The 25051-nt window shown below is 58.1% G+C and carries 30 protein-coding genes; 11 read left to right on the top strand and 19 right to left on the bottom strand.

Annotation, left to right across the window (positions count from 1 at the left end; all coding sequences use genetic code 11):
- Positions 1 to 8 precede the first annotated feature (8 nt).
- On the bottom strand, positions 9 to 896 hold the full coding sequence (locus tag WCA10_RS04725) for a LolA-like protein (protein ID WP_472821346.1): 888 nt from the start codon (positions 894 to 896) through the stop codon (positions 9 to 11).
- Positions 893 to 1939, bottom strand: a complete 1047-nt coding sequence (mltG, locus tag WCA10_RS04720; protein WP_472821345.1) for an endolytic transglycosylase MltG — start codon at positions 1937 to 1939, stop codon at positions 893 to 895. Before mltG ends, WCA10_RS04725 begins: the two co-directional genes overlap by 4 nt.
- Positions 1940 to 2103: 164 nt before the next feature.
- Here mltG and ruvX point away from each other — a divergent pair, with 164 nt between their 5' ends.
- Entirely contained in the window at positions 2104 to 2553 is a 450-nt protein-coding gene (gene ruvX / locus WCA10_RS04715) for a Holliday junction resolvase RuvX (RefSeq protein WP_472821344.1), read from the top strand.
- A 25-nt stretch (positions 2554 to 2578) separates the two neighbouring features.
- Here the strand turns inward: ruvX and WCA10_RS04710 are convergent, their stop codons facing one another.
- From WCA10_RS04710 to WCA10_RS04690, 5 genes are read right to left on the bottom strand one after another with little or no spacing between them, the layout of a single operon-like run.
- The gene (locus tag WCA10_RS04710) at positions 2579 to 3328 is read right to left on the bottom strand and encodes an anti-sigma factor family protein (RefSeq protein ID WP_472821343.1); all 750 of its coding nucleotides are present in this window, start codon (positions 3326 to 3328) and stop codon (positions 2579 to 2581) included.
- Complete coding sequence (locus WCA10_RS04705; protein ID WP_472821342.1) at positions 3328 to 3855, bottom strand: sigma-70 family RNA polymerase sigma factor; 528 nt, start codon at positions 3853 to 3855, stop codon at positions 3328 to 3330. The genes WCA10_RS04710 and WCA10_RS04705 overlap by 1 nt, the downstream gene beginning before the upstream one ends.
- A 30-nt stretch (positions 3856 to 3885) precedes the next feature.
- Positions 3886 to 4296 carry a c-type cytochrome gene (locus WCA10_RS04700; protein ID WP_472821341.1) on the bottom strand — a complete coding sequence of 137 codons (411 nt, stop codon included), beginning with the start codon at positions 4294 to 4296 and terminating at the stop codon, positions 3886 to 3888.
- Positions 4293 to 4790 (bottom strand): heme-binding domain-containing protein, encoded by a 498-nt coding sequence (locus WCA10_RS04695; RefSeq protein ID WP_472821340.1) that lies wholly within the window; start codon positions 4788 to 4790, stop codon positions 4293 to 4295. Before WCA10_RS04695 ends, WCA10_RS04700 begins: the two co-directional genes overlap by 4 nt.
- Positions 4790 to 5788 carry a metallophosphoesterase family protein gene (locus WCA10_RS04690; RefSeq protein ID WP_472821339.1) on the bottom strand — a complete coding sequence of 333 codons (999 nt, stop codon included), beginning with the start codon at positions 5786 to 5788 and terminating at the stop codon, positions 4790 to 4792. The genes WCA10_RS04695 and WCA10_RS04690 overlap by 1 nt, the downstream gene beginning before the upstream one ends.
- A gap of 274 nt (positions 5789 to 6062) precedes the next feature.
- Between WCA10_RS04690 and WCA10_RS04685 the strand changes: the two genes are divergently transcribed.
- Together WCA10_RS04685 and WCA10_RS04680 are read left to right on the top strand one after the other, a co-directional pair.
- Positions 6063 to 6572, top strand: coding sequence for a GreA/GreB family elongation factor (locus WCA10_RS04685; RefSeq protein ID WP_472821338.1), 510 nt, complete (start codon positions 6063 to 6065; stop codon positions 6570 to 6572).
- Positions 6573 to 6582: 10 nt separating this feature from the next.
- Positions 6583 to 7212 carry a CDP-alcohol phosphatidyltransferase family protein gene (locus tag WCA10_RS04680; RefSeq protein WP_472821337.1) on the top strand — a complete coding sequence of 210 codons (630 nt, stop codon included), beginning with the start codon at positions 6583 to 6585 and terminating at the stop codon, positions 7210 to 7212.
- Between the two features lie 7 nt (positions 7213 to 7219).
- Here the strand turns inward: WCA10_RS04680 and WCA10_RS04675 are convergent, their stop codons facing one another.
- Entirely contained in the window at positions 7220 to 7717 is a 498-nt protein-coding gene (locus WCA10_RS04675; RefSeq protein ID WP_472821336.1) for a thioredoxin family protein, read from the bottom strand.
- Positions 7718 to 7826: 109 nt separating this feature from the next.
- Here WCA10_RS04675 and WCA10_RS04670 point away from each other — a divergent pair, with 109 nt between their 5' ends.
- A complete protein-coding gene (locus WCA10_RS04670) occupies positions 7827 to 8270 on the top strand; it encodes a hypothetical protein (RefSeq protein ID WP_472821335.1) in 444 nt (147 codons plus the stop codon).
- 129 nt (positions 8271 to 8399) lie between these two features.
- Positions 8400 to 8630: a twin-arginine translocase TatA/TatE family subunit gene (gene tatA / locus WCA10_RS04665; RefSeq protein WP_472821334.1), complete on the top strand. Its 231-nt coding sequence runs from the start codon at positions 8400 to 8402 to the stop codon at positions 8628 to 8630.
- Between the two features lie 94 nt (positions 8631 to 8724).
- On the opposite strand, the gene WCA10_RS04660 is transcribed toward tatA, so the two are convergent.
- Together WCA10_RS04660 and WCA10_RS04655 are read right to left on the bottom strand one after the other, a co-directional pair.
- Positions 8725 to 9543: an EamA family transporter gene (locus WCA10_RS04660; protein ID WP_472821333.1), complete on the bottom strand. Its 819-nt coding sequence runs from the start codon at positions 9541 to 9543 to the stop codon at positions 8725 to 8727.
- Positions 9544 to 9575: 32 nt separating this feature from the next.
- Positions 9576 to 10901 (bottom strand): VWA domain-containing protein, encoded by a 1326-nt coding sequence (locus tag WCA10_RS04655; protein WP_472821332.1) that lies wholly within the window; start codon positions 10899 to 10901, stop codon positions 9576 to 9578.
- Positions 10902 to 11102: 201 nt separating this feature from the next.
- Between WCA10_RS04655 and WCA10_RS04650 the strand changes: the two genes are divergently transcribed.
- Positions 11103 to 12155: a VWA domain-containing protein gene (locus tag WCA10_RS04650; RefSeq protein ID WP_472821331.1), complete on the top strand. Its 1053-nt coding sequence runs from the start codon at positions 11103 to 11105 to the stop codon at positions 12153 to 12155.
- Between the two features lie 252 nt (positions 12156 to 12407).
- Positions 12408 to 13304, top strand: coding sequence for a hypothetical protein (locus WCA10_RS04645; RefSeq protein WP_472821330.1), 897 nt, complete (start codon positions 12408 to 12410; stop codon positions 13302 to 13304).
- Positions 13305 to 13478: 174 nt separating this feature from the next.
- Here WCA10_RS04645 and WCA10_RS04640 read toward each other — a convergent pair whose 3' ends face one another.
- Complete coding sequence (locus tag WCA10_RS04640) at positions 13479 to 13724, bottom strand: hypothetical protein (RefSeq protein WP_472821329.1); 246 nt, start codon at positions 13722 to 13724, stop codon at positions 13479 to 13481.
- Between the two features lie 84 nt (positions 13725 to 13808).
- On the opposite strand from WCA10_RS04640, the gene WCA10_RS04635 reads away from it, so the two are divergent.
- The 3 genes from WCA10_RS04635 to WCA10_RS04625 all read left to right on the top strand — a co-directional run bounded on the left by WCA10_RS04635 (position 13809) and on the right by WCA10_RS04625 (position 16806).
- A complete protein-coding gene (locus WCA10_RS04635; RefSeq protein WP_472821328.1) occupies positions 13809 to 14708 on the top strand; it encodes a PhzF family phenazine biosynthesis protein in 900 nt (299 codons plus the stop codon).
- Between the two features lie 459 nt (positions 14709 to 15167).
- On the top strand, positions 15168 to 15587 hold the full coding sequence (locus WCA10_RS04630; protein WP_472821327.1) for a response regulator transcription factor: 420 nt from the start codon (positions 15168 to 15170) through the stop codon (positions 15585 to 15587).
- Positions 15588 to 15771: 184 nt separating this feature from the next.
- The gene (locus WCA10_RS04625) at positions 15772 to 16806 is read left to right on the top strand and encodes a PIN/TRAM domain-containing protein (RefSeq protein WP_472821326.1); all 1035 of its coding nucleotides are present in this window, start codon (positions 15772 to 15774) and stop codon (positions 16804 to 16806) included.
- Between the two features lie 59 nt (positions 16807 to 16865).
- Here WCA10_RS04625 and WCA10_RS04620 read toward each other — a convergent pair whose 3' ends face one another.
- From WCA10_RS04620 to WCA10_RS04610, 3 genes are all read right to left on the bottom strand, one after another.
- Positions 16866 to 17183 carry an EthD family reductase gene (locus tag WCA10_RS04620; RefSeq protein ID WP_472821325.1) on the bottom strand — a complete coding sequence of 106 codons (318 nt, stop codon included), beginning with the start codon at positions 17181 to 17183 and terminating at the stop codon, positions 16866 to 16868.
- Between the two features lie 32 nt (positions 17184 to 17215).
- Positions 17216 to 18394, bottom strand: a complete 1179-nt coding sequence (gene moeB, locus WCA10_RS04615; protein ID WP_472821324.1) for a molybdopterin-synthase adenylyltransferase MoeB — start codon at positions 18392 to 18394, stop codon at positions 17216 to 17218.
- A gap of 168 nt (positions 18395 to 18562) precedes the next feature.
- A complete protein-coding gene (locus tag WCA10_RS04610) occupies positions 18563 to 19459 on the bottom strand; it encodes a hypothetical protein (RefSeq protein ID WP_472821323.1) in 897 nt (298 codons plus the stop codon).
- Between the two features lie 240 nt (positions 19460 to 19699).
- Between WCA10_RS04610 and WCA10_RS04605 the strand changes: the two genes are divergently transcribed.
- Positions 19700 to 20161 carry a hypothetical protein gene (locus WCA10_RS04605; RefSeq protein ID WP_472821322.1) on the top strand — a complete coding sequence of 154 codons (462 nt, stop codon included), beginning with the start codon at positions 19700 to 19702 and terminating at the stop codon, positions 20159 to 20161.
- Between the two features lie 43 nt (positions 20162 to 20204).
- Here the strand turns inward: WCA10_RS04605 and WCA10_RS04600 are convergent, their stop codons facing one another.
- The 5 genes from WCA10_RS04600 to WCA10_RS04580 form a co-directional block, all read right to left on the bottom strand.
- Complete coding sequence (locus tag WCA10_RS04600) at positions 20205 to 20705, bottom strand: TFIIB-type zinc ribbon-containing protein (RefSeq protein WP_472821321.1); 501 nt, start codon at positions 20703 to 20705, stop codon at positions 20205 to 20207.
- Positions 20702 to 21667 carry an SPFH domain-containing protein gene (locus WCA10_RS04595; protein ID WP_472821320.1) on the bottom strand — a complete coding sequence of 322 codons (966 nt, stop codon included), beginning with the start codon at positions 21665 to 21667 and terminating at the stop codon, positions 20702 to 20704. Before WCA10_RS04595 ends, WCA10_RS04600 begins: the two co-directional genes overlap by 4 nt.
- A gap of 137 nt (positions 21668 to 21804) precedes the next feature.
- On the bottom strand, positions 21805 to 22260 hold the full coding sequence (locus tag WCA10_RS04590) for a gamma-butyrobetaine hydroxylase-like domain-containing protein (RefSeq protein ID WP_472821319.1): 456 nt from the start codon (positions 22258 to 22260) through the stop codon (positions 21805 to 21807).
- Positions 22261 to 22383: 123 nt separating this feature from the next.
- On the bottom strand, positions 22384 to 23856 hold the full coding sequence (locus tag WCA10_RS04585; RefSeq protein ID WP_472821318.1) for a M20/M25/M40 family metallo-hydrolase: 1473 nt from the start codon (positions 23854 to 23856) through the stop codon (positions 22384 to 22386).
- A gap of 31 nt (positions 23857 to 23887) precedes the next feature.
- A complete protein-coding gene (locus WCA10_RS04580; RefSeq protein ID WP_472821317.1) occupies positions 23888 to 24700 on the bottom strand; it encodes a sulfite exporter TauE/SafE family protein in 813 nt (270 codons plus the stop codon).
- Between the last annotated feature and the right edge of the window lie 351 nt (positions 24701 to 25051).

Here is a 25051-nt window from a genome sequence, read left to right as displayed (position 1 = left end):
GGGACTGCTTATTGCAGATGCTGGATCTGGGTGTCGGGCGGGATCTTCACAGTGAATTCGTCGCCAGGCAGTTTCTGATTCTCATCGACCTTTTCGACAGTCAATGCAATCGTTATTCCTTCCAGCGGTCTTCTGATCACGACGCGCGTCGGGAGTTTATTTCCACCGAAGTCTTTGTATGCGAAATAGGAGACCTGGCTCTCCAGATTCCCCTCGCTGTCATACGAATCCTGATTGGAGGGCAGCAGGTCGTCGCGATGGAAGGTAATGACGCGCACAGGCTTGTCGCGGCGGCTTCCATTTGGCGCGTGCCGCGTGATGTTCAGGACGTATTCCGGCATTGTAAAGAGGTGTTTCTTGGCGGCATCCTCGATGGTCTCGGTATCGGAAGTTTCGGTGTAATAGTCTTCCGGATCGAGCCCACGCACGATCATGGCGTCAAAGAAGAAGCCGGGGCGCAGGTTTTCGAACTGCTTGTCGGATCTTTTGGTGAGCGAAGTCGGTCCCTCGATCGCCTTGTTCTTCGGTGGGATCAACACGGTGAAGGTTTTTCCGTCGCTCGCCATGTTAAAGATTCGTACCCCGACCAACTGTCCGACCACCCGCAGATATTCGGGCTTCTGCATCACGATCCATCCGCGGCAGCTTGGATAATCTGTCGCCAGACCTTCCTGCGGTTTCGTCAAGGTCAGGTTGATTTCAACCTCGGCCGTCAGGTTTTCGAAGGAATTCCACCGTTGATTGACTTGCGTGACCAGCTCTTCCGGAGTGGCGGTTTGGACCTTTGCCGGCGCCTTGGGTACCGGCAAATGACGCTTCATCGGAATCAGCGAACATCCGGTCAAAAGCAGCGGCAACGCAAGTGCGGTGACGCCGAAAGAACTCCGCACGGTCATCGTTGCCCTGCCTTCTTCAGCGCCTTGCGATAACCGGAGACATCCCGTGCATGTTCCTCAAGCGTGGCCGAGAACAGCGACTTTCCCTGCGGATTTGCGCCCGCTGCAACGAAGTAGAGATAGTTCGATTGCGCCGGATTCATCGCGGCACGGAGCGACGGAAGCCCGGGGTTCGCGACCGGCCCTGGAGGCAATCCCTGGTGGAGATAGGTGTTGTAGGGCGTGTCGCGCTTGAGGTCGCTGGCATGAATGGCTCCGCGCCATTCCTTTTCGACTTCGAGCCCGTAGATCACGGAAGGATCGGTCATGAGCGGCATATGTTTTGCGAGACGGTTTTCAAAGACGCTGGCGACCAGCGGTCTTTCGGCATCCACGGCCGTTTCCCGTTCCACCAGTGAAGCCAGCGTTACCACCTTGTGCACATTCTCCCTGAGGCCGATTTGAGATGCCTCCAACCTGAACCGCCGGACCATGGCGGCGGCCACCTGTCCCGATGTTGCCCGACGCGGGAAACGGTACGTATCGGGAAACAAATAGCCCTCCAGCGTCTTCGCCTTCGGATCGATGTCGGCCACCAGTTCGGTGAGCCGCTCCTGCTGATCCAGAAACTGTTGGCCTGTTCCGATGCCGGCCTGTTCGAGGCGCGCGGCAACTTCAAAAATGGTCGCTCCCTCCCGGACCGTTACTGCAACCGTATAGACGTCGCCCCGCGCGATGCGGTCGTACACCTCAGGGAGGGGGGCCGGATGGTCGAAACGATACTCCCCTGCCTTCAATTTGCCCCTGCGCACCCAGCGCCACAGGTCAAACGCGAACTGATTGCGAACCACTCCTGCCGATTCGAGTTGTTGGGCAATACGAGTCGACGAGGAGCCCGGTTCAATCTCAACAAAGGTCTCGTTCGATGGCCCAAACGGTATGAAAATCATCCACCCGGCCGCAGCCGCGGCCAGAACTGCAAGAAGGAGGATGAGCGCCAGAAAGAATCCCGCCGCGCCGAGCCCTCTTTTCTTCCGATTCCCTCGAGTGCGGCGTGACGCCATCTATGCTGAAACACCCTTCCTCAAGATAAGACGCGGTTTAGTGTGCCGCGGATTCTGCTTCTTATTCGATTGTACCGGTCAGCAAGTGAATGGATGACGCCGGAGGACTCAAAGCACAATGAGGTGAGATTCTAGGAGTTCAAGGGTTTCGGAGGGTCAAAAGGGTGGCCGACAAGATAGTTTCGCGTTATCTGGCGCTCGATGTAGGTTCAAAGCGCATCGGTATCGCTGTTTCAGATGAGCTTGGGCTCACAGCCCAGCCGGTTTTGACCCTCGAACGGCGACGGAATCCTCGCGAAGACCTGCGGTCGGTCGCGCGTCTATGCCGGCGATACGGCGTCGCGGGGATCGTGGTTGGCAATCCGCTGAAACTCACTGGAGAGATCAGTTCGCAAGCTGTGAAGGTGCAGGCATTCGCAGCGGATTTGGTCGAGCTGACTGGGCTGCCTATCCATCTCTGGGACGAACGGCTGACCACGCATGAGGCGCACCAACTGCTTTACGAGGCGGGCCATGCGCGGCAGGATCACCGGAGGGTGGTCGACCAGGTCGCCGCAACACTGATCCTGCAATCATTCCTTGATCGGCTGCCTGATCGGCCCCACCAAGGTTAATCGCGGCTCGATGAACCTGACGAAATCACGGATTGGCGCTTTGGAGAGCATCGGCAAGATGCCGAATTTCAGACTTCTCTACGTCACCGATTACGAAAAAGCGAAGACCTTGCTTGCTCCATGTCTCCACGTTGAAGGAACTTCGCAGGTCGACGCCGGTGGAGAGCGGAAAAGCAGTTGCGAATGTTTCGGAATCCTGCACGATGAGGACAGAGATTTTGTGCTGGCCCATACCTACAACCACCTGCGCGGCCGGTTGCTGGTGCAGATAGACCAGGCGGCCGCCAAGCAACGTGAATTCGGTCCCGGCAAACTCGGGAAGGTTGAATGCGAACGGAATATGGCCCTGGAACCAGGGCTTGACGGTGTGCCGGTCTGAGGAGACCACATCGTATGGATTTGCGCTGGCCAGGTCTCCCGTATGCAAATCGGCGACCTCGCGGAAAGCGTCGGCTTGCGAGGTGTTCTGGCGCGTCAAGACAAGGGCCACGACCAGGATGGCCAAGGCTGCCGTTGCTATCGGCAACAGGCCGAAGGATCCGAAGCCTCGACGCTTCGGTGCAGTCTGGGACTGAATCTTCTGCCGGAATTGAGCGCTCGGCGTGAAGCGCGTTTTCGCCGCCCTCATGGCTCGGCGCACGCTCATCATGCTTGCGACCTCCGCTGCGCACTCGGTACAGTTGCGAAGGTGCTGCTCAAGCGCGCTTCCCTGCTCGGATTGCAGTTCTCCGTCGAGATATGCCGCGAGCAATTTTCGATCTTGATCGCAGGGCATCACCGGACCTCCTGCGCAACATTTACCCCGAGCGAAGCTCGCAGGGCATTCCGCGCGCGTGACAGCCGCGACATTACCGTACCTAACGGCACGTCGAGAACCTGCGCGATCTCGCGGTAGGACATCTCCTCAACCTCGCACAGCAGGATGATCTGCCGGTAATTCACCGAAAGCGAATCCAACGCGGCAAAGAGCGCCTGTTCATTCTGGCTGCGCATCAGGATCACCTCGGGAGTCAATGAATCCGCCACCAATTCCTCCGCGTTCCCGTCTTCGTCTTCAAGGGGTTCCGTCCTTTGGGCAGCGAGGCCACTTTTCGAAGTCAGGAATGTATTGCGCAGAATACGAAACATCCAGGCGCGGATATTGGTGCCTTCGGCGAAGGCGGCGAACCCTTTCAGGGCCTTGGCGTAGGTTTCCTGCACCAGGTCTTCGGCATCAACGCGATCGCCGGTGAGCCAGCAAGCATGGTTATAAAGTTGGTCGAACAGCGGCATTGCAAGCTGTTCGAAGAACACCCGATCCATCCCGTCTCCTGCGCGATCTCTGTCTAAATCCTATTTGCCCGAGGATAGCCGAAGAAATTGGATTATGTCCGCTCTCTCCTGGGGGTTTGAAACATGGAATGCCATGTCGTTGTTGGGAACTACCGCGTCTGGATCGGTCAACCACTGGTCGAGCGAGTGTTCATCCCAAACGATGTGCGCCGCTTTTAGTTCATCCGAGTAAGTGAAGTCGGTTACACTCCCGGCCTTTCTGCCGTAGACACCTCGCAAACGCGGGCCTTCTTTGTTGTTTGAGAGCGAGTGGCAACCCGTGCATCTCTTCTCGAAGAGCTGCTTGCCGTTTGTCGCGTCTCCATTGGTCGTTGCCGCAGCGCCGCTTACGTGTGGTGAGCAGAAGATCGCGATGGCCAGCCAGACGGGTGCGACAACGATGAAGAATCTGAGCTCACTTGGCTGCTTCACTTGGTTTCAATCTCCTTCTGCGCGGAACCTTCGGTCCTTATGCGCTTTCTCTCGGTCCGCGCCCATGTCGCAATCTGCTGTTTGTCACTGTCAGTGAGGCGATTCGCCGGATGCAGCATTGTGTAGGGCTTTGGCGGCATCTCTCCGGTCCGCGCTTCGGCTGCGATGCGAGAAAGCAGCGCAATCCTGCTCTCTGTGCTTATCCGTGCCCAATGCGAGAGGTTCATTGCCGCTCGTCCCGCATGTACGTCGTGTTCTACGAGCCAGGAAACCGGCGGCACGCGACTGTACACGGGCCAGTGTGTCTGGTTCGAGTGGCAATCGGCGCACTTGCTCTCGAGGATTCTGCGAACGTCCTCCGGCACGGCACTGCCTTCAAGGATCTGTCCGCGAGTTGCAACGTTGCGGACATCGCCCCATGGATGCACAAACGAACACGCTGCGCTGATCAGTGAGAGAAGTAGGGCGCTGAAGCCAATTGGTCTACCCAGCATCACAGGCTCGGCTCGCGATGCTCGCCGGTCATTCCTGATAGCGTCGCGTCGACGATAGCCAGTTCTCGCCGCTGGGCGACGAAGCTTACGTCCGTAATGCCCAACACGCTTTGCAGTCGGTCGGCCGAAACTTTCATGGGGCCGGGCGATGGAGCCGATCCTGGTGCGGGCTGCGGAAATGCCGTCGACATTGCGGTGTGAAACATCACCTGGCCCTCCACCTTTTGCATCACCTGGTGGATGTGGCCATTCAAAACCGTGACGGACCCAAAGCGTCTCAACATTGCAAACGCCTGCTCGCTGTCGGATGTGTCCCAGCCCCACTGGGGGTAAACAGCCCACAGTGGAATATGCGCGAAGAGAACAATGGGTACACTGCTCTTGACGCTGCGCAAATCCTGCTTCAACCAGTCGAGCTGTGCCTGGCCGAGCTTGCCCATGCCTTCGAGCTGCACCACGTTCACGAGGCCGATAAAGTGCACGCCCTTGTGGTCGAAGCTGTACCAACCATTTCCGTTGGTACCTTTTCCGTAGCGATCGAGATACATTTTTCCGTCGTCGACCGAGGTATCGTGTTCGCCGGGCACGTAAAATACCTGCCGACGCGGGGCGAGTATCTGATCGAGCGCGTCGAACTCCGCGGGTTTGGAGGAATGCGTGAGGTCACCGGTGTGGATCAGAAAGTCCGGAGCCGCCGGAGCGGCATCGATCCGCCTCAGGGCAGCCTGCAGCGTGGCTGTTACATCGGTGTTCGCAGGCTTGTTGAAGCCGATGTGGCTATCGCTGATTTGCACGAATGTGAAATCGGACTGCACCGAGGGCTTCACCGGTTCGCCGAATACGCGCGAGGTGGGCACGCCGCCGGCGAAGGTCCATACGAGCCCGGTGCCAGCCCACGCCATGCACTTCAGAAATCCGCGGCGGTCGATGCCGTCCGACCCGCCGGAGTCGATCTGTGTTGCTTCGGCTTGAATCTGCTTCTCTATTGATCCGCTCATGTTTTCTCCTCGTGCACATTTGCTGTGTCAATGAAGAGAACTGAGCCGGAGCCGTTTTATTCCACCGTTCCGGACGAAAATGTGGCGCAAAGATCATTGGCGCGAACCGCGGTCGGGGAGCGGCATTTGAAGCGTCTTTAGCAGAAGCGGGTTTATCGACGGCGAGGCGCAACCGACCCCGGAGCCTTCGACCGCTTCAGCCGCGTATAATGGAGACGTCTAGACGTAACATTTCTCGCGGTTGAGCAGCCCCGCTCGCCGCCACGGATCACGGATGCCCGATCACATTAAAAAGCAACTGCTCGAAGAAATCGCTGTCCTTGAGCATGAGCTTGCTCACGAGTTGCCGGCGGAGATCAAGAAGGCCGTCGCCATGGGTGACCTGTCGGAAAACGCCGAGTATCACATGGCGAAGCAGCGGCAGGAGTTCGTGAATGCGCGGCTAGGCCAGCTGAAACGGCGGATGGCAGAGCTTTCGCTCGTGAATCTGGCGAACATCCCTCACGACAAAGCCGGATTTGGTTCGACCGTTGTCGTGTACGACTCAACGAAAGAAGAAGAGATTGTTTATCGCCTCGTCACCAGCGAAGAATCCGACGTGGCCAAGGGGCTGATTTCGACGACTTCGCCGATCGGTCGCGGGATCGTAGGCAAGAAGGTTGGCGACATTGCCACGATCGTGACGCCGAACGGGAAGCGCGAACTCGAGATTTTGAAGTTGACCACGGTCCACGATGAGGTGGACGAAGACGAAGAAGAGGCCGAGACCGGCACAGAGAAGTAAGGAAGTAAGAATGACCTGGACCAGTGCATTTGGCCGCGCCTGCGGCTGGCTTCTTGATCGAATCGTGCATGGCCTTGCACTGACCCGCATCTCGCCCAACGCGCTCACCTTTATCGGACTGGTGATCAACATCGTCGCTGCGTTCCTGTTTGGACACGCGAACGCTACGAATGCCGGGCGGATGTTTTTCTACGCCGGAATGGTTATCTTCGGCGCGGGGCTCTTCGACATGGTCGACGGGCGTGTCGCACGCAAGAACAACCAGGTCACGGTCTTTGGATCCTTCTTTGATTCGGTAATCGACCGCTATTCGGACGTGGTGCTCTTCTTCGGATTGCTGGTCTACTACGGACGCATCAATCGCTTCCGGTACGTGGTGCTGGTGGCATTTGTGATGGTGACGTCGCTGATGGTGAGCTATACGCGGGCTCGCGCCGAGGCTCTGATCGGCTCGTGCAAGGTGGGATTCATGGAGCGGCCGGAGCGGATCGTGCTCATCCTGCTAGGCGCGCTCTTTGAGCATTGGGGAGTGATGGCGCCGGTGCTATGGGTGCTGGCCGTGCTCTCGACGATTACGGTTATCCATCGCGTGCAGTACACCTACCAGAACACCAAGCATCTGGCGCCGCTGAGCCAGTAGGGGCGGATCAGCAGGTCACCATTGTCACACTGCAGCCGGGCTTGGTGGGCTTCCATTGCACTAGAAAGCTTGTGACCGAACTTGGTTCCATGCGGCCCATCTTCTCAAACTCCCCGCTCTTCTGGCTGAAGACGAGCTTACCCTTGTCGCTCAGAACGACCAGCGCGGGCACGCCTTTCTGAAGCGGAATCCCGTAGCGCTGGGCCAGATCGAGATTCGCGTCATAACGTCCCACATTGACGTGCACAAGAACGTAATTCGATTCAAGGATCGGACGGTTTTCGGTGTTGTGGAAGTAGATGTCGAGCACATGGCAGTCGCCGCACCAGTTTCCGCCGAAATCGACGATCACGCGCTTGTGGGTCGCGGCGGCTGTCTTGAGCGCCGCTGCAAGATCGGCCTTGGCTTGCGAGGGATCGGGATAGATATCGAGATTGGCAGACAGCGCTGGTCCCACGGTGAATGCCAGGACGACAACCAGGCTCAAAAACTTCGTCATTTTCATGGACGGGGAATCCTCCAACGACTACCACAAGTCTGCCATAGGGATGCAATCGCGGGGCATCCGGTTACAAATCTGTCCGCTACCTTCCGGGGGAAGATTTAGTCTCTAATTGGGTATGAACAAAGTGCGGCAGAAGCTCGAATCACGCGCGTTCCCCGATCTGGGAGCGATGATGGAGGGCTACGCGCATGCGGCAGTCGAGGTGGCACGGAGCGATTTCCGTCAGATCCTGGATTTCTCCGCCGACTCGATTAACGCGCTCGACGAAATTCTGGTTCTGCTCAGCGAAAGCCCGGAGATCGATCTCGATTACGAATCGCGCCTTTGGGGAAGCTATCTCGGCGAGGTGCTTCGGCAACGGTATGCCGGCACGTGGGAGATGACGCAGTATCCGGGAGCGGAGCATGCGGCGCCGGCGGTGGATGTGCGGGGCTCACGGCTTTTTCCGCTGATGAAGGTCTATCGGCGGCTGACCGCCGGGGAAGAGGAGGATTTGCGCAGCTTTTACACGATGGTGACGGAGCGGCTGGGCAATCCGGCGCAGGTGAATTGAACGTATATCGAGCCAATACGGCCTAGCGGTGGGGACACGAGTGGCATTGGTCACACCGTTTGATTGGCTTTGTGCGACAATTGAGGGTGATAAGCGCGCATCCATAGCGGGCGCGCGGAAGGATACACGATGGGCGATTTATTACAGCCATGGCATCTGATTTTGATCGCGATTGTGGCGTTTTTGCTCTTTGGCGCCAAGCGGCTGCCGGAGCTGGGTAAGGGTTTAGGCGAAGGATTAAAAGGGTTTAGGGAGGGCATCAAGGGCGTAACCGATCCGGCGCCTCCGACAACCCAGCAGAGCACGCAGACCCCCCCTCCCCCTCCCCCCGCGAGCACCGAACCCCCCAAGCAGGGGTAGACCTGAGCCCAAAGCCGGTACAGGCTTTGGGCCGGATCGTTCAGACTTTTCAGAAAGCAAAGAGGCCTGTGCCAGTGGCATGGGCCTTTGTGTTTCAGACACTTAAGAGGGCAACGGCGGCTAGCGCCAGTCCCATTCCCGCCACCTGGCGTTTTGTCGGCCGCTCCCGCAGCAGGATCCCGGCCAGCAGGATCGTTCCTGCCGGATAGAGCGAGCAGATGACTGCCGCGACGTCGAGCCTTCCCAGTTGCGAAGCCATCATGTAGAACAAGTTGCCGACGGTATCCAGCGATCCCGACACGATCCCTGCTATCCAGAAGCCCCGCCATGGTCCTTTGGGGGGCGCCATGGCAACGACGAGAAGGATCGCGACAACGCCGGCGACCCTGCCTGCGGTCAGGCCCCACAGCACACCGCCAGCGGCCGCCGCCCTGAACAAAATCAACTGCGCACCGAATCCGATTCCGGCGCTCGCACCCAGAAGCAGTGCGCGGCGGGAGGTGCCTGCGCCTTCGGTTGCCGGGGAATGAGAGATCAGCCAGATCGCGGCCAGTCCGATGATCAGGCCAACGACAGTGACCGGGCCGGGCCAGCCGGCGTGGATCAGCTCAAAGATCACCGGGATGAGTGCGGTCATGAGTCCCGTGAGAGCAGCGGTCAGGCCCATTGCCCCCATCGATAACGCCCGATAAAAAGCGGCGAGCGCGAGCGCGCCTTCAAATCCGCCGATGCCTGCATAGATGAGATAGCTTGTTCCCGGCAACGCAAGCCTGAGGAGGAAGCAGAGGACCAGCAGCGCAGCAAGTGAAACAATCTGGCCCGATGCGGTGACAAGCAGTGTGGAAGACCGCCGAGCACCGCACCCGCCTGCGAAGTCGGAACCGCCCCACGTGGCGGCCGAAAGGAGGCTCAAACCTGCCGTAGCTCCCGAAGAAGCCACCATGTCTAGTGCTGGTTATCCTGGCTGGATGGGTAGTAGCCCTTTTTAGCAATGACTTCGACGTTGGGTCTGTCGACGCGGACCTCGATTTTACGGTACCTGCTGTCGAGCAGAGGTTGGTGGCTCGCGTATACCAGCGTGTACTGGTTGCGGCTCTCCTCGGCGAGTTGAGCATAACTCTTCTCGATGCCGTTCAGGTTGCCCTGAGATTCGAAGTCACCGCCGGTCGCAATAATATAGCCAGCGAGGCGATTGTCATACATCTGGAAGGGCAGATGCAGCCTGCTGATGCGGCCCTCTCCCCAGCGAGCGGAATCGCCCACCAGCGTTCCAGAGACGGCAATCTTGTTGGCCTGAAGATAGTGGAGTACGTCTTTGTAGGAGGCTTTGCTGCCGTACTCTTTGCCGTCGGAAACAACGTAGATCATGCGGCGACGGTCCGGCGGCCGGGTTGAGAGTTCCTTGGCGGCAGCCAGAATCGCATCGTTCAGGGTGTGGACTTCCTTGGGGATGTTGATGAATGAGGGATTGCCTACCGATCCACCCTGTTGCACGGTGTTGTTTGAATCGACGCAGCCGCCGTTCTTCACGATGGCGCATCCACCAAAAGGCCCGCTATTCACAGGCACCAGGTCATCGCGTCCGATCGACTTGGCGAGAGCGAGAACCGCAGGCACGCGATTGCCCTGCGCCCCGGTGAAGCCGGTCCATTCGCGCGGGCCGTTGTTGTAGGTAAAGATCGCGACCTCATCGTAGGGCGAAAGTGCGCCCTGGAACGCGCTGAGCGAATCGTTCACCTTGGCCATGACGTCGGAAGTCAAGCTCTGGTCAATCACAAACGCAATCGAGAGCGCAGCGGGATCGACGGTAAAGATCTTGAGGGGCTCCCAGGTATTGTTTTCATAGACGCGGAAGTCGCGCCAGGTAAGGCCGGCGATCGGCTTGCCTTTGGAATCCTTCACCGTAACGGGGACTTCGACGTACGTCGTATAGGTGCGTATCGTTTGGCCGATGTCTTCCGGTGTCATGTTTTCCGGTGGAGTCTTCTGCACTTCGTTCGTCTGGCTGGCCGGCGGCTGAGTGGCCGGTGCCTGCTGGGGAACATCACCTGAAGTGCTTGAGGTGGAAGTGGATGACGGAGTGCCAATTCCGGGTGTCAGGGGACCGATGCCCTTCAAAGGCGAGGGAGCCTGTGGGGCAGGAGCATCCGGAACAGCCTGCTGATCTGCCGGAGTCTGCTGCGGTTGAGTCTGGGCAAATGCCGCCGGACTGAGGCTGAACGACAAACTCAGGAATGCGGTAAGCGCCAGTGCTTTCAAGCCAAGGTCCACAGGTATTCTTTCCTCCCCATACGACACCGCGCCAGCCGGTTTTTTGGCCCGCAGACGCACCCTCTCTCAGAAATTCGCAATGGAGAGGCTGCACCCGTCAGAGTATCAGACGCGCCGCAGCCTTGCAGGTTTGCCCCAATCAAGCTGAAAGAGTTAAGCTATGCTCTCTTTCGGCGCGGTTTTCACGTCAAACTCAGCAGCATGCGTGTCCCCCGAAGTTTCGTCGTTTTGTTCTTCGCCCTGGCGCTTCTCGGCGCAGCGGCCTGGGGGCAGCTCGTTCCATCACCTGACGCCTCGCCGGTGAGCACTGCGCCGCCTCCGCCCCCGGAAGAAGAATCAATGGGTACGCTCAAACTTAACGTCAACCTGGTTGATCTCTTCTTCACAGTCAAGAACAAATCAGGGGAACTTGTTCCGCACCTCACGAAGGATGATTGTTCGGTCGCGGAAGACAAAACTCCACAAACCCTCAAAAACTTTAATGCGGAAACGCATCTGCCGCTTACGCTGGGAATCCTGCTTGATACGTCAGGCAGCCAGATTGACGTGCTTCCGCTGGAGCAGCAGGCCGGCAGCCAGTTTCTGGAGCGCGTTTTGAAATCGAAAGACCAGGCGTTCCTGCTTTCGTTTGATGTCAATGTCGATCTTTTGCAGGACTTCACCAACAGCGCTCGCATGCTTTCGCATGCCATGGACAAGGCCGAGATCAATACGGCGGGAGGAAACGGCGGTTCCGGTATTCCGGGGCTCGGCGGAGGCACCATTCCGATCCACGGAACGCCGAAGGGCACCTTGCTCTATGACGCCATTTATCTCGCCTCCAATGACAAGATGTCCGAACAGAACGGGCGTAAGGCGATGATCATCCTGACCGACGGAGACGACCAGGGCAGCGACCACAAGATCCAGGAAGCCATTGCCGCCGCCCAGAAGTCGAATACGATCGTGTACGTCATCCTGATCGCCGATCCGGGCTTCTACGGCGGCTTTGGCTACTCCGGTTATTCGGCCGCGAAGAAGATTTCTGAAGAGACGGGCGGCCGCCTGATTAACGTTGGGAGCAACGGCAAAAAGCTTGACGCCGCGTTCCAGCAGATCGAGGAAGAACTCCGCACCGAGTATCTCGCCAGCTATGTACCCACCAACGCCAAGCAGGACGGCAGTTTCCGCCGAATCTCAGTGCAATGCAAGGGCGATGGCATGAAGGTGCAGGTTCGCAAGGGATACTACGCGCCTTTGCCGGAAGCCCGGTAGAACCCGCCCGCAGAAATATATACACACGAGAAATTACACGGCTGCGCATAAACTGCGGGGTTCTTCGTGTTCCGACCTAACCCCCTTCGGGAAAAATCCCGATCCTTCAAGCACCCTGTTTTGATAAAGATCGATCTCTCGCGATGTTGAGTTCGAGAAGAGAGCTAACCTTTGGCATCCGTCGTGCCACCAAGTTGTGCGAAAGCAATTTTCGCGCTGCGTACTCCACGGCCGACCCCGGATGGTGAACCAATGGATGATCTTTACATGAAAGCAGCCGCCGTCATTGCGGTGGCCCTTGCCGCCTTTTCAAGTTTTCCTTCGCCTGCGCAGCAACAGCCAGAGCAGCAACCGCAGCAGGCCCAATCGGCAACTGCCCCTGGCCAACAGAATCCTGGCCAACAAAACGCTGCCGGCAACCAACCCGGCGCCGCAGCGGCCCAGTTGCAGCCAGTCAACAGTGAACTTGTGAACAAACTGGACTCCAAGTCAGCCAAACAAGGCGACAGTGTCGTGGTGAAGACAAAGGAAGACTTGAAGTTTCCGGGAGGAGCCAATCTTCCCAAAGGATCGAAGCTGGTCGGCCACATCACAAATGTGCAGGCCCGCGCGGATGGCAAAGAGAATTCGCAAATCGCCATCCAGTTTGACCATGCGGAATTGAAAGATGGGCAGAATATGGCGATCGAGTCTGTCATCAAGTCTGTATCTCCGGCTGAGGGTGCGAGCAGTGCGATGGACAACGGTGTTCCGGGAGCATTTGGCGCGAGTCCGGAAGGGGCTCCGGGTGGTACCACGTCTTCTGCCCAGGGCATGAGCGGATCGAACAGCGGTACAAACCCGAACATGGCCAATAATCGTCCTGGACTGGCATCGAATACGACGGTGCAGCCCGGCGCCACCGACCAAACAACGAACAGCAGCATGCCGGCAGCGGGAAGCATTGTGGCCAGGAACGGAAACGTCGCCATTCGCACGACGGCAATCCCAGGGGTTCTGCTCGCAAATGACATCAACGGCTTGCCGTTCACGAATGCCTCGGGCATGTTGCTGGGCGCGCGGCGCGACATTCATCTGGACGGCGGCACGCAGATGGTGGTCGCAATCGCGGCGGCTCCTGAGGGCGCGGGCGGCGGGATGAGCCGTTAATCGTAACCACCACAGGGCGCTCCCAACGACCAGGCCGGGGTAACTCTCCGGCCTGGTCCCATTTTGGGGCAATGAGATTACGCAAGTTCCGCGACTTCGTAATCTGGCTGGACGGTGCCCTCACCGATAGCATTGGCCTTGGCAGAGAAGCTTGAGCTGGTTTCGCAAATAATTTCAAGCGCTCGCACCAGGGAGTCCGCAATGGCTGTCAATGATGCCCCGGAAACTCGTGAAGGCTTTGAAATCAGCATCCAGTTCCGGCGGCTGATCGAGGAGTGCATTGAACAACTGGAGCGCGACGCAGACACCGACGAAGCTCAGCTGGCACATCTCGACAATAGCGATCACATCCGCCGGCAAAGACGCCTGGTGGCCGTGCAGCGTGCCGAGGCGCGACGCATGCGCAGCTTTCTCGATCATGCAGGAACACGAATTCCGCCTCCGATGATCTCGCTATGAAGGAGCCTGTGAACAACGCATCTTCCGGTGGATTCATAATGGTGCATGGTCCCCGCTTCCAGCCAAACACTCGACTATCAGATCGTCGATGTATTCACTGAGACCGCCCTCAAGGGCAACGGGCTCGCCGTAGTTTTCGACACCGTGGGTTTGAGCAGCGAGCGCATGCAGGCCATCGCGCGGGAGTTCAATCTTTCAGAGACCACGTTCATTCAGCGCCGCGACGTGGAGACTGAGAAACGTGAGGGTGTGCGCGTGCGCATCTTCACAACGCAGGAGGAGCTTCCGTTTGCCGGCCATCCGACGCTGGGAACAGCAAGCGTGCTGAAGCTCGCCGCACCCGAAACAATTTCAGGCGACACGATCAAGCTGGCTCTCAACGTCGGCACGGTGCCCGTGCGCTTCAAGGCGGACAGCCTTTTCGGGGAGATGATGCAGCGCGATCCCGAGTTTGGCGATCAACTCGATCCTGCGGAGGTCGCGCGCCTTATCGGGCTGACGCTCGGTGAGCTTAGCGCCTCTGCCGCGCCTCAGGTCGTTTCGACGGGCACAGCTTTCGCCATTGTGGCCTTGCGTTCGCACGAGGCCCTGGCACGCCTACGGATCGATCAGGAGGACGCTACAAAATATCTGCGCGAACATGGGGGACGCTGGTTCTATGTTCTCGGGCCAACGGACGGCGACACCCCTGCGTGGAGAGCGCGCATGCAGTTCTACGGCGGCGAAGATCCGGCAACGGGCTCAGCGGCCGGTTGTGCGATCAGCTACCTGGTACGTTATGGCTTTGTCGCGCCGGGCAGGCAAATTCACGTTCGACAAGGAGTCGAAATCGGCCGTGCAAGCGATTTATTTCTGGCGGCGGACGGGGTTTCAGGGAAGGTCGGCGATGTGCGCGTTGGGGGCAGCACAGTTCGCGTTGCAAAGGGGGAGCTTTTCCTGCCGTAATACACACGCTTTCAACAGAATTTAATCAGGCCAAGTTACTTTCTATGTTCATTCTGCCCTTTTTTCCTTTGTTACAAGATGGTTTACATGCATAGTTTCGCTTCTTATTCCCTCTTTTCATAGCTTTCCACTCTCCGTACTCTTGCCCAAGCATTGAACGCAGTTTGAGCCGGATGCCTTCCGGTTTTTACAACGGCTTCATACAACAATCTGACCGCAACGAGGTTTTCAGCTTGCGGACCGCTTGCGCGCGAAGTCGTCTGCATGGGGCGCACGGTCTTGATTGAGGGTGCGTCGCTCAGGCGGCGTCGTGTGTGCCCGCTCTAAAGCTGGAACCCAGTCGCGGCCGATGGCCCCGGACCTAGACGTGCCTGCCCGAGCAACCAACGGGCGATGTGGTAGTGTGCCTCGGAACTGGTGTAGAGAGAATTTAAGAAACAGGAGCAGGAACCGAAAAACATGCGCCCGAAGAAAGTAATACTTTGCGTTGACGATAATGAGCAGGACCTATCCGTCCTGAAGTTTATGCTGCTAACAAACGGTTACCGTGTACTCTCGGCCAGCAACGGCCAGGAAGCAATCGCGCTTTTCGCGGACAACCAGGTTGACCTCGTTCTGGCGGACCTTGCGATGCCGCAGATGAGCGGCGACCAGCTGGTTCTCAAACTGAAACAGATCGCATCCCACGTGCCCATGGTGATCCTGGGCGATCCGCAGAAGATGAGCGGCCAGATCCACGGGGCCGATGCGCTGCTGGCCAAGAAGACCTGCTCTCCGCAGGAACTGCTGGAGCGCGTAAAGATTATGAGTGCTCGCAAACGAGGGCCGCGCAAAGGGGCTTCGCGCGTGGTCAGCGCTGAGCTGGCTGTCGCCTCGTGACCTGCTTTAAAAAGGGGCCGGAGGCATGGTTTTGGTTACTCCAACCGGATGGTAACTGGGGAGCAATCTCCTTGGTGTAGCCGCAAAGCACTCGCCCCTTGACGAGGAAGAGGGCCGATGAGCATACTCGCCAACGGTGCCCAAACTGGTGTATGTTCTTCCACACCAGTAGAAGCAGGCTTATATGGACCTCATTCTTGTTCGTTTTCTTTTTGTTGCCTTACTCTCCGTCGTTTGTTATTTCCTTCATCCCTTCGGCGTAACAGGTTGGGGGGGAGCGGCCGGCGGCGCGCTGGCGGCAGTTGCCGTCATCGTTTTTGAACTCAGGGTGCGCGCGCTCAGCCTGCGGCGCCTAATCGGTGCGGTGGCCGGCAGCGTGCTGGGTATTTTTGGCGCGGCGCTGTTCTGCCTGGTGCTGCGGTCCGCCCCGCTCAACTCGTCCACCTCGGCCGTGCTGCAGATTTTTGTTCTGCTGCTGATGACGTATGTGGGCTTGCTGGTCGGCGCGAACAAAGGCGATCTGCTGAACCCGGCGGCGCTGGGCACGCTGTTTGCCGGCGATCGCCCCTCACGGAAGAGCGCGAAAGTACTGGATACCAGCGTGATTATCGACGGCCGCATCGCCGATATCGCTGAAGCCGGATTTATCGACGGGATGATGGTGGTGCCGGAGTTTGTTTTGCGCGAGCTGCAGATTGTGGCCGACTCCACTGATGGTTCCAAGCGCCAGCGTGGTCGTCGCGGGCTGGATATGCTGCAGCGGATGCAGTCGAATAACAACATCCAGGTGCAGATTGTTCCCGACGACTTTCCGTCGATCAGAGAAGTCGATTTGAAGCTGCTCGAACTCGCCAAGAAATGGGAAGCAAAGGTCGTTACCAACGACTTCAACCTGAATAAGGTGGCGCATCTGCATCGCGTCGAGGTGCTCAACATCAACGACCTGGCCAACGCGCTCAAGCCGGTCGTTCTGCCCGGGGAGAAGATGAATGTACTTATCCTGAAGGAAGGTAAGGAGTACAACCAGGGCGTCGGCTACCTGGACGACGGCACCATGGTGGTGGTGGATCACGCACGCAAGATGATCGGCCGAGCGGTGGAGATCTCAGTGACCAGCGTGCTGCAGACCGCCAGCGGCAAAATGATCTTTGGCAAGATGGATGAGAACGGCAAGGCCATCGAACCAAGCAAGGTTGGTCCGGTGGAGCTGGCTCGGTAGAGCTTCTCCGTTGTTGAAAACGAAGCGCCGGCCGAGTGCCGGCGCTTTCCCATTGAGGATTAGGAAATCCGGCGGATCTCGCTGATCTGGATAACCGGCTGGATATCAGTGTAGTTGGGGAAGTCTCCCTGGAGCTGGCCGACTACCGGCGTGAACGCCGCCATAAATGCGTCCACGGAATCACAGGTAAATCCGACAATGGCGGCATACGGCGCGGGCTCGTTCGGAGCGCCTCCACCTATTCCGATCTCGATGGAGGTGTCCTTTACAGCCGCGCCGAGCAGCCTCGTCGCCATCGGCATATGCACTGTCAGGTAGTAGTCGACATCGAACCGGCTGCCTGGTTTGCTGGGGTAGAGAACACTTACCTTAATCATTGCCCTCTCTTAACTGCGGCGGGTAAAGGCCATCAGTACTTTTGCACCTTGGGGTCGATCTCGTCGCTCCAGGCAAGAATGCCGCCAGCAAGGTTCACTACCTGGGTGTAACCCGACTGCTTGAGGAATTCTGCGATCTTCTGTGACCGCGCGCCCGAACGGCATTGCACGACGATTTCACGGTCACGAGGAATTTCGGCAAGGCGCTGCGGGACGTCATTCTGCGGAATGAGCTTTCCGCCGATCTGCGCGATCTGGTACTCGTAGGGCTCGCGCACGTCGAGGATGAAGACGTCTTCGCCGCCATCGATGCGCTTCTTGAGTTCCTTCACGCTGAGTTGCGGAACGCCATTCTTCACGGCCTTCTCCTCTTTCGACTCCGGAACGATGCCACAGAAGTTCTGGTAATCGATCAGTTCTTTCACGGTCGGGTTTTCGCCGCAGACGGGGCACTCAGGATTTTTGCGAAGCTTGAGCTCACGGAAGCGCATGCCGAGCGCATCAACCAGAAGCAGACGGCCGATGAGCGGACTGCCCTTGCCGAGGATCAGCTTGATGACCTCGGTGGCCTGAATAACGCCGACCAGGCCGGGCAGAATTCCAAGTACGCCGCCTTCCGCGCAGCTCGGAACCAGGCCGGGCGGTGGCGGCTCGGGATAGAGGCAGCGATAACACGCTCCGTCCTTCGTCGCGAATACGCTGGCTTGGCCTTCAAAGCGGAAGATTGAACCGTAGGCATTCGGTTTGCCCAGCAGAACGCAGGCGTCGTTGACGAGATAGCGCGTCGGAAAATTGTCGGTTCCGTCGGCAACGATGTCGTAGTCCTTGAGTATTTCGAGAGCGTTTGCGCTTGAAAGCATTGTGTCGTGCTTGATCACGTTCAGTGCAGGATTGAGCGCGGTCAGTTTTTCCGCGGCGGAATCGAGCTTTTTGCGACCGATGTCTTTGGTTGAGTGGATTATCTGGCGCTGCAGGTTGCTGGCGTCCACGACGTCAAAATCGACGATCCCCAGGGTGCCGATTCCGGCTGCCGCCAGGTAAAGCGCCAGCGGCGATCCCAATCCGCCAGTGCCCACGCACAGGACGCGCGCGGCCTTCAACTTGCGCTGGCCTTCCATGCCGACCTCAGGAAGGATCAGATGGCGGGAGTAGCGGGAGAGATCATCAGTCGTGAGTTCAGGGAGAAGAGTCGGGTCGGTAGCGGTAGCCATCGTATTTCGGTTCTGCCTCATTTGAGGATTGGGAACGCAGTTTCGATTCGAAATGCCTGACAATGCTGCGCATGTGGTGGAGAAGCGCCGCGTACCCTTACAGGGTACCAAAAGGAAAAGCGGCCCAGGCGTAACCGGAGCCGCTTTAGCGATGTAGATTATGCAGTTTCAGCGCGATGCGGGTTTGGCGGCAGCTGCAGCCGCAGGTTTGGCCGCAGCCGCCTGGGCTTTCGATGCCGCAGCAACAGGCTTCCAGAAGGTAGCGTCCTCCTTGATCCAGTCCGCGCTCACGTAGCTTTGTTTTGGGTTGACGGCGAACAGTTCGGAGTGGGAGGTGTCGACTGCGGCGCCAAAGAGCGCGTCGGCCTTGGCCATCCCTTCTTCGCCCCCGAGAGCTTCAAGGTATTTGTTTCGCCCCGTGAAGGCATCGTCAATCGCCGACATGGAAGGATCGCCGGAGAGAGCGACATAGGTGCCGCCTTCGCCGCCGAACATGAGGCTATACATGCCCCAGTGAGCGCTGTCGCCGGCTTTTTCGTGCGCTTCCTTGACCATCTTCACAAGTTCGTGCCATTCCTTCCCGCGTCCGGGACGAACGTGGAAGACGAAGATTTGATAGAAGTGGTGTTTTTGTATGTCGTTGTGAGGGTGGAAGCTGAGCTCTTCCTCGTAGGTGTAGACACCTGAGTCGACTTCCTCGAGCAGTTCGCCATCGGCGAGGCTTGCGCGCTCAACGTCAGCGGCAAGAGCGGCGCTCTTGGCCTCAATATCGTTGTCCTTCTCCCATTCTGCAAAAGACGTATAACGCGTCATGTACAAGGAGCGCGCTTTGCCGGACATAGAGTTCATGCCAACGTAGTAAGCAGGGAATTTTGCGCGATTCATCGCGATGACGAAGGCGCTTTCGGTTTTGTCGTGGGCCGCGCCACCTTTGTAGGGCTTGGTGTATTCGCGGGTGATCTGAAGGATTCTCGGTACGGATGTGGTTGCTGCGTCTTGCGCTGCGGCCAGCGAACTGCCGACAACCGCGAGGGACAGCCCCAGTAAGACTGGACTGATTTTCATGTGTAACCTCCTGGACTTGCTCAGAGATTCACTGGCGATTGGGGGAGAACTCAGTTTGGAACCGCATGTGCTCTGGGACTGCGCGAATACTAGCCCCGCGACGTGAACTTGTAAATAGGGTCAGTGGATCCTCCACGAAGAGGGAGTTATGCCAGAGCAGTTCGATTGCGGGGATAGCTCCTTGTGTGCGAGATTTGATGAGGGATTCAACTTAATTATCTTCGGAATAGAGACTCAATTATGCCCAGAAAGACCCTCCGCCCGAGCTTCGAGCAGGTTCTTGAGACGCTTCGCACCAACGGCTTCGCGGTTTCCTCTTTCCAGGGGGCGCCGAACGGTCAGATAGTCAGCAAGTCTGGAGCCGCAGCCATACTGGTTCCTTCGCGTGATGAGCAAGGCGGACCTGCCAGCCTCTTCGAGCGTCCGGGAATCCTGGTGCGGGGGGAAGTGGCGCGACTGCTTGACCGGGGCTACCAGAAATTTATTAAGACACACCAATATGAATTACCGGCAACTGCGAGCCAGTTGCATGCCATCCACACGTTCAGCGAGGAACTGACGAAGTTGATTGGCGGGGAGAGTCTCTACAACCAGTCGCTCGGCACAACGAGTGACGTGTATGAGTACGACCGACTGCGTGGTCGAGAAGACGAGGCTCCAGCGCCAAAGCGGCCGTGGGAGCTGGCAAGTGGCGGCCACTAGGCGGTTCATCCGTCTGGTCTGAAAAGCCCTCCCGCAGGTTGCCTTAAGACGATTCGAAAGCGCGCTGGTTCGAATAGTCGGGTGCGCGGACGATGCGCATCATCTCGCCATGATCGAGCCAGTTCAAGGCGCAAGGGTCGCAATCATCGATGATGACGTTGCCCGGTCCGTTGTAGAAGTGGGTGTCCATGCGCTGATGGCAATGTGGGCAATTGATCTTGCGCTCGAGGTCGTGGCGATCGGGTGTGGGTGCAACCAAGGTTCCTGGCTCTCCGGCGCGGAGCTCTTCCACCAGCGCAAGGAAGACGGCCATGGGAATCAGCATGCCATGGCAGCGAGTGCAGTACCGAATGCGGATCTTGGCCAGTGCGGCGTGCATTAGCGGAACCGCGCAGATGGGGCATTCCTCATCGGAAGCAACTTGCAGAACGCTTACGCCCTCATCGTCTTTCGCGGGAAAGAAGATGCTCTTGCAGTAGTCGCATTTCAAATAGTCTTCGTCGGCGTTGAGGCGCATGGCGGCGCCGCAGGATGGGCAGTTCATAGGACCCTTCCGCATGACGGGCAGAAGCGCGCGCCCTCAGGAATTGCAGATCCGCAATCAACGCAATGTTTCTTCGCTACCGAGGCGGGGGCATCGGCTGCTGCGGGCTGCCTCATGGCGGCCATCATGTTCTGCCCCATTACGGCCCCTGCTCCGAGGCCCACACCCATTCCGGCGGCACCGCCGGAGTTCGCAGCTGCGACCGGCAATGCCTGCGCGGCCTGAAACTGTGTGTACTTATTGAGGTCGCCGGCCATGCTGACGCCGATACGCGCGTCCATCACCTTCTGGAGTTCATCGGGCAGCGAAATGTTCTCGACGACGAAGGAGGCGAGTTCCAGGCCGAGCGTGGCGAAGTTGGTTTGCATCTCCGCTGCGATCTGCTTGCCCAGCGCAGCCTGATTGGCCGCCATATCGAGAAACGAGATCTTGCTGGTGGCAAAGATGTCGGTCATGCGGGCCACAATCGTGTTGCGCAGCTGGCCTTCGAGATCGCCAACGTAGTATGTGGGCCGCGTGCCGCTCACTTGCGTGAAGAATATACGCGGATCCGCGATCCGATACGAATAGATGCCGTAGCCGCGAATGCGAACCGCCCCAAATTCGCTGTCGCGGATCGTGATCGGGGTTGCCGTGCCCCACTTCTGATCGATCTGGAGATGGGTCGAGAAGAAATAGACGTCCGATTTGAAGGGCGACTCGAATTCCTTGTCCCAGTTCATCAGGTCGGTCAAGACAGGAAGGTTGTGCGTATTCAGGGCGTGCAATCCGGGGCTGAAGACGTCGGCAATTTTGCCCTCGTTGACAAATGCGGCCATCTGCGACTCGCGGACTGTGAGCTGACCGCCATTCTGAATCTCCATGTCCTGCATGGGATAGCGGTAGGCGAGGATTCCCTCGTCCGGCTCGTTCCACTGAATGACGTCGATGAACTGCTTGGCAACAAATTGCTTGAGAGTCACGCACGCCTCCGGGTGTTCTGGAAAGCAACTCTACCACGCAGGTGATGGGGGATTCGAGAAAATGTTGCGAATCATCTGCAACGCCGTAACTTATAACTTCCTGCAATATCTGTAGATTGCGCTATTGCGGGTTGCGATCAGTTGGGCGAGCCCGAGCTCTCAGTGGTCTTGAACCTGCACTCCGCACAATGGCAGCAACGGCGCAAATATTCCCATGAGTAGATGCCGCTAGAGTGGCCATCAAGCCAGTTGAACTGGAGAGCGTATCGGCCGACGGCATGTGCACTGGCAGGTTTCGGTGCCGGCGTATACATCGGCAGCAACGCTGCCGGCTTGGGCTTGGGCTGACCCGCCTTGCGGCCCTGGGCCTTGCGTTCGTCGATGCATGTGGCGCACGGGCAAGCGTCGCGAAGCCATGCAAAGCTCCACGCGCTCTTGTGGCCGTCCTGCCAGTCGATCTCGAGGCCGGTGCCCTCGGTGATTTTTACGCGCACCTTATCAGGGGTAACGGCTGCGCGAGGAAGGGGCCGATCTGCCAGATTCTCCTGTGCCTGTTCATCCTTACTGAGGAAGCGAATGCCTTCGTGACTCATGGTTCTATTTTAGTTCGCAGTTCTAAGTTCGTAGTTCGTAGTTCGCAGTTGGCTAGAGATTCGAAGCTGATGAATTCGCGTGGGTTGCTAGCTTGAAGAGTCGATGCCTAGATCCTAAGCACTTTAGCGCATGTCTAACAGCGCAGCCATTGTCTCGATTCCATTCCATAAACTCTGGAGACGCAGGTTTTCATTGGCTGCGTGCTGGTTGTCGTCATAGTTGGCGATGGGGACAGTGATGGTGCGGGTCTGGGCAGCGCGCTCCATGGCTCCGAGAGGAACGCTGCCACCCATGGTGGACAGAAGCACGACCTCTCCACGAGCACTTGAAACGGCCGCAATCACTTCCTTGGCGATGGGGAGCTCCATCGGGGTGCGCACCGCGTTGTAGCTTGCCGGGTCGGAGACGATCTTTGCTACGCGGGGGTGCGAGGTCAGTTCCTGTTTCGAGGGATCGTGATCGACGATGAAGTATCTGCGCCCGCGAACGTAGTCGATGACGCGCTGCTGCTGGACTTTCCAGTCATTACCGACAACGAGACGAAGATCGAGATCGGCGACGGCGGTGGGGGGAATGACGTTGGCGGCGTGAGGTCCGGTCTGCGCCGAGGAAAGCCCATTGATGTTCAGCGAGGGCTGGTTGATGAGTTCGAGAAGATGCGCGCCGCTGCCGTCGGTGTGTCCCAGCCAGAATGCGTCCTTCAGCATCTTGTCGTTGACTGGAGCGCGCGCCAGGGCCTGCTTCTCTGCCGCGGAGAGTGCTGCAATGCCGTCGTAAAAATGCGGAATGAGAACGTGCCCATTTTCGTCTTTCATGCTGGCGAGAAGCTGGGCCAGCATCATGGCCGGATTCGGAGCCCAGTTGCCATAGTGGCCGCTGTGCAGGCCGTGATGCGGTCCGTAGACCGTGATCTCGAGATGCGCATCGCCGCGCGCGCCGAAGACGACGGTCTGCTTACCGCTCTGATCGACCGGACCGTCGCAGACAAGCCAGATATCTCCATGCACCAAGTCGCGATTGGCTTCGAGAATCTGCTCGAGATGCGGCGACCCAGCCTCTTCCTCTCCCTCCCAGACAAAGCGGATGTTGGCTCGCAAGGCGATTGCAGAGGCCTTCAGAGCATCGAGCGCGGTGAGTTGCGCAAAGATTGCCGCTTTGTCGTCGCCGGCCGAGCGCGCGAAGATTCGATCCTCGCCGTCGACTGCGCGGACGGCGGGTTCAAAGGGTGGAATCGCCCACTCGGATGGCGTGACGGGCTGGCCGTCGTAATGCGCGTAGAAAACGATGGTGTGCTGCGCGCCGGGGGTCATGATCTGGCCGAAGACCACTGGGGGCGCACCGGTGAGCGTGAGCAAACGCGCATCGACTCCACGGCTTCGGAGCGCGTCAAGCAGAAAATTCGCGTTCCGCTGGAGATTCGCGGGGTCAGCGGCGACGTTGGGGATGGAGAGAAACTCGCTGAATTGACGAACGAGTTCGAGTCGATGAGCAGCAGCGTAACGTTTTGCCGCTTCCGGGGGCGAGACTTGAGCAAAGAGCGCCGGGCCGGAGCAAATCGAAAGGAAGAGAAGACAGATTGTTTGCCGCTTCATCATGGGACCAATCTATAACGGTGGCCTCGTATGGCTATCGTACTTTCCAGAAGAAGTACGCCGCCATGCCGAGCCCGATCATTACAACGGTTCCGCGCAAGAGGGGTTGAGGAATCTTTCGCGCGAGGCTCGCCGACGTGTATCCACCGATTGCGCACGTGATCATGGCGAGAAGACAGTAGCGCCAAACGACCTGGCCATTCATGACGAAAAGCACAAAGGCGATTCCGTTGGCCATGGTGGTCGAGACGACTTTCAGCGCGTTGATTTCATTCAGGTCCTGATAGCCGAACAGCGACAGCAGCGTGATGATCAGAAAACCGGCGCCTGCCCCGAAGTAGCCGATGTAAAAGCAGACTGCCACCGTCGAAAGAAACACGGGAGCCATGCGAGGCTGGTGCACTTCGCCCAGCGGAACCTGGCTGCGAAGGAACTTACGATGCTCAAGCCGGCGCGAGACCGGTCCGCTGAGGGCGAAGATGACTGCGGCGATAAGCAGGAGCCATGGAACCAGGTGCAGAAAGGTCATTTGCGGAGTATTGAGAAGGACGATCGCTCCGCCCGTTCCTCCGATCAGGCCGGCAATCGCCATAGGAATTGCGACTCTGAAATTCTTGCGAATATCTTCGCGGTAGGCCGCGACGGAGGTGAGTTGGCCGGGCCAAAGGGCAACCGTGTTGGTGGCGTTGGCCTGGACCGGCAGCATCTTCATGCTCAGCATCGCTGGAAACAGGAGAAACGATCCCCCTCCGGCTACGGCATTCAACAGACCGGCCAGAAAGGCCGCCACGGTGAGCCAAAGCCAATGCCAATCCATGTAGGGGGGCAGGGCGGAGAGAACGATCATCTACCTTCGATTTTAGAGGGCATTCCCAGCCTCAGAGTGCGACAGGCTTTTTGCGCCTCGGAATCTCAAATTCCCCAAGTCTGGCTGGCGAATCCATCGGACCGGAAGGGCGGTCGAATGAGCCTCGGCTGCTACGGAGATTTGAGGTGTTTTCGGAAGAAATCCGGTGGATAATCACCAAAAAGGCGGACAGGCCTGGTCCATTCCTCTTATCTAACACTTTTATTTGCAATGTTTTGTGGGTTCTTTAAACATATTAGCATATAACACTCATATTTTATGAATCGATTGTGCTATAGTGTAATCATAGTTAATGTATGGATGGGGATCAGCCTCCCCAACCCACAAAAC

Origin of the sequence: Occallatibacter sp., from assembly GCF_049582745.1 — a bacterium.
Taxonomy (GTDB): Bacteria; Acidobacteriota; Terriglobia; order Terriglobales; family Acidobacteriaceae; genus Telmatobacter.
The sequence above is the reverse complement of the archived record's forward strand: the minus strand, read 5'-3'. Positions and strand labels throughout refer to the sequence as shown.

Bases quoted from the DNA above. Each gene is read 5' to 3' on its own strand.
- WCA10_RS04725 (WP_472821346.1), bottom strand. From the start codon at position 896: ATGACCGTGCGGAGTTCTTTCGGCGTCACCGCACTTGCGTTGCCGCTG.
- mltG (WP_472821345.1), bottom strand. From the start codon at position 1,939: ATGGCGTCACGCCGCACTCGAGGGAATCGGAAGAAAAGAGGGCTCGGC.
- WCA10_RS04710 (WP_472821343.1), bottom strand. From the start codon at position 3,328: ATGCCCTGCGATCAAGATCGAAAATTGCTCGCGGCATATCTCGACGGA.
- WCA10_RS04705 (WP_472821342.1), bottom strand. From the start codon at position 3,855: ATGGATCGGGTGTTCTTCGAACAGCTTGCAATGCCGCTGTTCGACCAA.
- WCA10_RS04695 (WP_472821340.1), bottom strand. From the start codon at position 4,790: ATGCTGGGTAGACCAATTGGCTTCAGCGCCCTACTTCTCTCACTGATC.
- WCA10_RS04690 (WP_472821339.1), bottom strand. From the start codon at position 5,788: ATGAGCGGATCAATAGAGAAGCAGATTCAAGCCGAAGCAACACAGATC.
- WCA10_RS04685 (WP_472821338.1), top strand. From the start codon at position 6,063: ATGCCCGATCACATTAAAAAGCAACTGCTCGAAGAAATCGCTGTCCTT.
- WCA10_RS04680 (WP_472821337.1), top strand. From the start codon at position 6,583: ATGACCTGGACCAGTGCATTTGGCCGCGCCTGCGGCTGGCTTCTTGAT.
- WCA10_RS04675 (WP_472821336.1), bottom strand. From the start codon at position 7,717: ATGAAAATGACGAAGTTTTTGAGCCTGGTTGTCGTCCTGGCATTCACC.
- tatA (WP_472821334.1), top strand. From the start codon at position 8,400: ATGGGCGATTTATTACAGCCATGGCATCTGATTTTGATCGCGATTGTG.
- WCA10_RS04650 (WP_472821331.1), top strand. From the start codon at position 11,103: ATGCGTGTCCCCCGAAGTTTCGTCGTTTTGTTCTTCGCCCTGGCGCTT.
- WCA10_RS04645 (WP_472821330.1), top strand. From the start codon at position 12,408: ATGGATGATCTTTACATGAAAGCAGCCGCCGTCATTGCGGTGGCCCTT.
- WCA10_RS04640 (WP_472821329.1), bottom strand. From the start codon at position 13,724: ATGATCGAGAAAGCTGCGCATGCGTCGCGCCTCGGCACGCTGCACGGC.
- WCA10_RS04635 (WP_472821328.1), top strand. From the start codon at position 13,809: ATGGTCCCCGCTTCCAGCCAAACACTCGACTATCAGATCGTCGATGTA.
- WCA10_RS04630 (WP_472821327.1), top strand. From the start codon at position 15,168: ATGCGCCCGAAGAAAGTAATACTTTGCGTTGACGATAATGAGCAGGAC.
- WCA10_RS04625 (WP_472821326.1), top strand. From the start codon at position 15,772: ATGGACCTCATTCTTGTTCGTTTTCTTTTTGTTGCCTTACTCTCCGTC.
- WCA10_RS04620 (WP_472821325.1), bottom strand. From the start codon at position 17,183: ATGATTAAGGTAAGTGTTCTCTACCCCAGCAAACCAGGCAGCCGGTTC.
- moeB (WP_472821324.1), bottom strand. From the start codon at position 18,394: ATGGCTACCGCTACCGACCCGACTCTTCTCCCTGAACTCACGACTGAT.
- WCA10_RS04610 (WP_472821323.1), bottom strand. From the start codon at position 19,459: ATGAAAATCAGTCCAGTCTTACTGGGGCTGTCCCTCGCGGTTGTCGGC.
- WCA10_RS04605 (WP_472821322.1), top strand. From the start codon at position 19,700: ATGCCCAGAAAGACCCTCCGCCCGAGCTTCGAGCAGGTTCTTGAGACG.
- WCA10_RS04600 (WP_472821321.1), bottom strand. From the start codon at position 20,705: ATGAACTGCCCATCCTGCGGCGCCGCCATGCGCCTCAACGCCGACGAA.
- WCA10_RS04590 (WP_472821319.1), bottom strand. From the start codon at position 22,260: ATGAGTCACGAAGGCATTCGCTTCCTCAGTAAGGATGAACAGGCACAG.
- WCA10_RS04585 (WP_472821318.1), bottom strand. From the start codon at position 23,856: ATGATGAAGCGGCAAACAATCTGTCTTCTCTTCCTTTCGATTTGCTCC.
- WCA10_RS04580 (WP_472821317.1), bottom strand. From the start codon at position 24,700: ATGATCGTTCTCTCCGCCCTGCCCCCCTACATGGATTGGCATTGGCTT.